The 6037-nt window shown below is 65.9% G+C and carries 2 protein-coding genes; one reads left to right on the top strand and one right to left on the bottom strand.

Annotation, left to right across the window (positions count from 1 at the left end; all coding sequences use genetic code 11):
• Positions 1-339: 339 nt before the first annotated feature.
• The gene (locus ACLQ62_RS14095; protein ID WP_411722264.1) at positions 340-1779 is read right to left on the bottom strand and encodes a GuaB1 family IMP dehydrogenase-related protein; all 1440 of its coding nucleotides are present in this window, start codon (positions 1777-1779) and stop codon (positions 340-342) included.
• A 135-nt stretch (positions 1780-1914) separates the two neighbouring features.
• Between ACLQ62_RS14095 and ACLQ62_RS14090 the strand changes: the two genes are divergently transcribed.
• Positions 1915-5607, top strand: a complete 3693-nt coding sequence (locus ACLQ62_RS14090; RefSeq protein ID WP_411722263.1) for a multifunctional oxoglutarate decarboxylase/oxoglutarate dehydrogenase thiamine pyrophosphate-binding subunit/dihydrolipoyllysine-residue succinyltransferase subunit — start codon at positions 1915-1917, stop codon at positions 5605-5607.
• Positions 5608-6037 lie beyond the last annotated feature (430 nt).

The following is a 6037-nucleotide window of genomic DNA, read 5'->3' as shown; positions in this document are numbered from 1 at the left end:
AGCCAGCCTCGATCGCTACTGGCAGAAGCATCCCGAACGATTCAGACGCCGTCCGGTCGCACCCGCATTGCCCCAATCCACTGGAATCAATACCCACCTGTTGTCTCAGACAGGTTGACAACTACCGAACAACAGCCGCGCGTGGTGAAAACACCCGCGCAGCGCTGCGACCGTGCGCCCCAGGACAAGAGCGAGGATCGGCGGCCGTGCCCCGCCGAGTTGACACCGGGAGGGACTTCACCCTTCGCGCGGGTGGAATTGCCCGCCGCGGGCGCTGTTGCACCCGCGCAGCGCAAAAACGCCCGCGCGAGCCGGGAGAGGGTGCTGGCGACGGCCGGCTCACCAGGAGACGGGCAGCGCCTTGCCCTCGTCGTAGCCCGCCGCGGATTGCAGCCCGACGAGCGCACGTTCGCGGAACTCGGCGAGCGAGGACGCGCCGGCATAGGTGAACGAGGACCGGACACCGGAGGTGATCATGTCGAGCAGGTCCTCAAGCGATGGACGGGACGGATCGAGGTAGATCTTCGATGAGGAGATCCCCTCGGCGAAGAGCGTCTTCCGGGCGAGTTCGTACGGGTCGAGTTTGCCGAACCGCTCCTGCACCGCCTTCGTCGACGCCATTCCCCAGCTTTCCTTGTAGAGCCGGCCGGCGGCATCCGTGTTCAGAGTGCCTGGTGCCTCGACGGTCCCGGCGAACCACGAGCCGACCATGACGGATGCCGCTCCGGCGGCGAGCGCGAGCGCCACGTCCCTCGGGTACCTCACGCCGCCGTCAGCCCAGACGTGGGCACCGAGGTCGCTCGCCGTCTCAGCAGTCTCCAGTACAGCGGAAAACTGGGGACGACCCACGGCGGTCATCATTCGGGTGGTGCACATTGCGCCAGGGCCCACTCCCACCTTCACGATGTCGGCGCCGGCAGCAACCAGGTCGGTCACCCCGGCCGCGGTGACGACGTTGCCGGCGACGAGCGGGATCTTCAAGCCCAGCCCCTTGACGACGGAAAGGGCGCGAAGCATCCCCGCCTGGTGACCGTGTGCGGTGTCGAGCACGAGGGTGTCGACCCCAGCGGCGGCGAAGGCCCTCGCTTTCGCCGCCACGTCCCCGTTGATGCCGATCGCCGCTGCGACGAGCAGCCGGCCGGATGCGTCGACGGCCGGCTTGTACAGCGTGGAGCGCAGTGCAGACGTCCGGCTGATCGTCCCGACCAGCCGGCCATGCTGCAGCACCGGGGCGAAGCCGAGGTCGGCGGCGACGAGCAGGTCGAAAGCCGCACGGGGATCGCTGACGTCCTCTGCATCGATCGACGGGAGGGTTCCGTGCATCAGGTCGCCGAGCCGGTCGCTCGGATCTGCCTGGTCCAGCTCGGTCGCTGGAAGGCACCCGACGTACGAGCCGTCGGGGTTCGTCAGCACGATGCCGTGCCCCGGAAGGGCCGGGAGGAGGGAGAGCGCGTCGGCGACCGTGGCCTCCGGCCCGAGTTCGACCGGGACGTCGAACGCCACAGGGCGGTCCTTGACCCAGCGGATCGCGGCGTCCAGCCTCTGAAGCGGCATGTCCTGCGGAAGCACTCCCAGCCCGCCGCGTCGCGCGAGTGTCGCGGCGAGCCGTGGGCCCGTCACCGAGTTCATATTCGCGGAGACGATCGGCAGGTGTGCCCCCGTTCCGTCGCCGGGAGCGAGGGACACATCGAGACGGCTCGACACCCGGGAACGAGAGGGGACGAGGAAGACGTCCGAGTAGGTCAAATCGAAGGCCGGGGCGTCGCCATAGAACTCCATACGCCCACGCTACCCATCCCACAACCGGGCCGCAGCCTCCGCTGAATGGGATTAGGCTGGAACTCGGATCTGGCAGCGCTTCCCACGGATGTCGCTGTTGTACTCACATCGACGTAAGAGAGTGGTGGTCTGGCGGTGTCAAGCCAGTTGACCGGAGTGGGAACTGACGACGGTTCGTCGGGAGAATTCGGTGCGAACGAATGGCTCGTAGATGAGCTGTACGAGCAATACAGTGCCGATAAGAATTCAGTGGACGAGTCGTGGTGGCCCATCCTCGAGAGTTATCAGCCAGTCAAGGGTGACAAGGCCACAGGCGAGGTTCCCTCTCACCCGATCACCGCGCCGATCCCCGTGATCGGTGCTCCGCCCGTGGCGAAGACCACGTCGGTGCAGCCCAAGGCAGCTCCGATTCCGGCGGACGCCCCGCGCAAGCCGGCGACGCAGCCGGCTCAGAAGGCCCAGTCCGCCACGGCCGTCGAGAAGACCGAGCCCGTCGACCAGGTTTCGCCGCTCCGGGGCATGGCGAAGTCGCTGGCCACGAACATGGATGCCAGCCTCACGGTGCCGACCGCGACGAGCGTCCGGACGATTCCCGCGAAGCTCATGATCGACAACCGCATCGTGATCAACAACCACATGAAACGAGCACGCGGCGGCAAGGTGAGCTTCACCCACCTCATCGGATGGGCGCTCATCCAGGCGCTCAAGGACTTCCCGAGCCAGAACGTCTACTACGACGTCGTCGACGGCAAACCCAGCGTCGTCGCTCCCGCCCACGTGGGCCTCGGCATCGCGATCGACATCCCCAAGCCGGACGGCACTCGCGCCCTGCTCGTCCCGGCGATCAAAAACGCCGACACGCTCACATTCAGCGAATACCTCTCCGCGTACGAGGACCTCGTTTCTCGTGCCCGCAAGAACAAGCTCACCGCAGACGACTTCAAGGGTGCGTCGGTCTCCCTGACCAACCCGGGCGGCATCGGCACGGAGCACTCCGTGCCTCGCCTGATGAAGGGTCAGGGCTGCATCATCGGTGCCGGTGCCCTCGACTACCCGGCTGAGTTCCAGGGAGCGAGCGAGCACACCCTCGTCGAGCTGGCGATCGGCAAGACCATCACGCTGACGTCGACCTATGACCACCGCGTCATCCAGGGCGCCGGTTCCGGCGAGTTCCTCAAGAAGGTCCACGAACTGCTCACCGGGCAGAAGTCGTTCTATCAGGACATCTTCGCCGCCCTCCGCATCCCGTACGACCCGATCCACTGGGCGCCGGACATTTCCGTCGACCTCAGCGACACCGTCAACAAAACCGCCCGCGTGCAGGAGTTGATCAACTCGTTCCGGGTTCGTGGCCACCTGATGGCGGATGTCGACCCGCTCGAGTACGTGCAGCGCTCGCATCCCGACCTCGACATCCTCAACCACGGCCTCACCTTCTGGGACCTCGACCGCGAATTCGTCACCGGCGGTTTCGGCGACAAGCGGCAGTCGAAGCTCCGCGACATCCTGGGCCTGCTGCGCGACTCGTACTGCCGCACCATCGGCCTCGAGTACATGCACATTCAGGATCCTGCCCAGCGCAAGTGGATCCAGGAGAAGGTCGAACGGCCGTATGCGAAGCCTCGCCACGACGAGCAGATGCGCATCCTCGGCAAACTCAACGAAGCCGAAGCGTTCGAGACCTTCCTGCAGACCAAGTACGTCGGCCAGAAACGGTTCAGCCTCGAAGGCGGTGAATCGACGATCGCCCTGCTCGACGCGATCCTTCAGGGAGCTGCTGAAGCGCAGCTCGATGGCGCCGCGATCGGCATGGCGCACCGCGGCCGCCTGAACGTGCTGACGAACATCGCCGGCAAGACCTACGGCCAGATCTTCCAGGAGTTCGAAGGCACGAGCAACTCGAAGAACACCGGTTCAGGCGACGTCAAGTACCACCTCGGTACGGAGGGAACCTTCCGGGCATCAGACGGCTCCGAACTTCCCGTCTATCTGGCCGCGAACCCGTCCCACCTGGAAGCCGTCGACGGCGTCCTCGAGGGCATCGTCCGGGCTCGTCAGGACCGGCAGCCGATCGGCACCTTCTCCACCCTTCCGATCCTCATCCACGGCGACGCCGCGATGGCCGGCCAGGGAGTCGTCCTTGAGACGATGCAGCTGTCACAGTTGCGTGGCTACCGCACCGGCGGCACCATCCACGTTGTCGTCAACAACCAGGTCGGGTTCACGACGCCCCCCGGTGAGGGGCGCACCTCGATCTACTCGACCGACGTGGCCAAGACCATCCAGGCGCCGATCTGGCACGTGAACGGCGATGACCCCGAGTCCGTCGTTCGCGTCGCCCAGCTCGCCTTCGAATTCCGCCAGGAATTCAAGAAGGATGTCGTCATCGACCTCATCTGCTACCGCCGACGCGGTCACAACGAGGGCGACGACCCGTCGATGACCCAGCCGCTGATGTACAACCTGATCGAGCAGAAGCGCAGCGTGCGCAAGCTGTACACCGAGGCTCTCGTCGGCCGCGGTGACATTACCGAGGATGAGTACCAGGCATCCCACCGCGACTTCCAGGACCGCCTGGAGCGCGCCTTCATGGAGACGCATGCGGCACAGACCGCATCGACCCCGGTCATCACCGACGACCAGGGCGATGACGGCTACTCCGGCGAGCCGGAGACCACCGGCGTGCCAGAAGCTGTCGTCCAGCTCGTCGGCGACGGCTTCAACAACAAGCCCGCCGGGTTCACCGTCCACCCGAAGCTGCAGCAGCTGCTGCAAAAGCGCCTTGACATGAGCCGCAACGGCAACATCGACTGGGCGTTCGGCGAGCTTCTCGCCTTCGGCTCCCTGCTGCTCGAGGGAACGCCTGTGCGCTTCAGCGGCCAGGATTCCCGCCGGGGCACCTTCGTGCAACGCCACGCGGTGCTGCACGACCGGGTCAACGGTCAGGAGTGGCTGCCCCTTGCCAATCTTGCCGACAACCAGGCCCGGTTCTGGATCTACGACTCGCTCCTCTCGGAGTACGCCGTCCTCGGTTTCGAGTACGGCTACTCGGTCGAGCGCCCGGATGCCCTTGTGCTGTGGGAGGCCCAGTTCGGCGACTTCGCCAACGGCGGCCAGACGATCATCGACGAGTTCATCTCGAGCGCCGAGCAGAAATGGGGACAGCGGTCAAGCGTCGTCCTCCTGCTGCCGCACGGTTACGAAGGCCAGGGCCCCGACCACTCTTCCGCAAGGATCGAGCGGTACCTGCAGCTGTGCGCCGAGAACAACATGACCGTGGCCCGCCCGTCCACGCCTGCGTCGTACTTCCACCTTCTGCGCCGGCAGGCATACGCCCGCCCGCGCAGGCCGCTGGTTGTGTTCACGCCCAAGGCGATGCTCCGCCTCCGTGGAGCGTCCAGCCCTGTCGAGGACTTCACGAGCGGACGGTTCGAGCCTGTGCTCGACGACGCCCGCGTCACGGACGCCTCGTCGGTGAAGCGCGTGCTGCTCCACTCGGGCAAGATCCACTGGGACTTGCGCGCAGAGCTCGAGAAGAAGCCGAACGACGGTATCGCGCTCGTCAGGCTCGAACAGTACTACCCGCTCCCCACCGATGAACTCACGACGGTGATCGCCCGCTACCCCGACGCCGAACTGGTCTGGGTTCAGGACGAGCCCGAGAACCAGGGCGCCTGGCCGTTCATCGCGCTGGAGGCGTCGAAGCACATCGGCGACCGCTCCATCCGGGTGATCTCCCGCGCCGCTGCCGCCTCACCGGCGACGGGGTCGGCCAAGCGTCACGCGGCCGAGCAAACCCAGATCCTCACGGAGGCGCTGAGCCTGTAGTTCGCTTCGCAGAGCACGAAAGGTCCCGGTGAAAGCCGGGGCCTTTCGGCGTAGATGCCGACCGTCCCCTTCACTCGGTGGCGGCGAGGGACGGGATCGCCTCGCAAACGGTGTCGGCCTCATTTCCGGAGGTCTGCTCGAAAAGTGTCGAGTCGAAGACGTACGGGCGGGTGTTTTGGTAGCCCCCTCGAGTGTTTCCACGACGTCGCTGTTCAACAGCGCTCCGATGCGCCTGGTCGTGGTCGACATCGGTCAGTCGACGATGACGGGGGACGGCAGAGGTTCAGGACCGCGTTCCGTCCGGGTCGCCCCCGATGTGTGGATGCCACGCGACAAGTGGCTCGGCCACCAGATGGCCCGGCCGATGTCGTAACTCAGCGCCGGCACGAGCAGTGTCCGCACAAGGAAGGTGTCGAGCAGCACACCGAAT

It is taken from the genome of Mycetocola sp., from assembly GCF_046716805.1.
Lineage (GTDB): Bacteria > Actinomycetota > Actinomycetes > Actinomycetales > Microbacteriaceae > Mycetocola_A.
The sequence above is the reverse complement of the archived record's forward strand: the minus strand, read 5'-3'. Positions and strand labels throughout refer to the sequence as shown.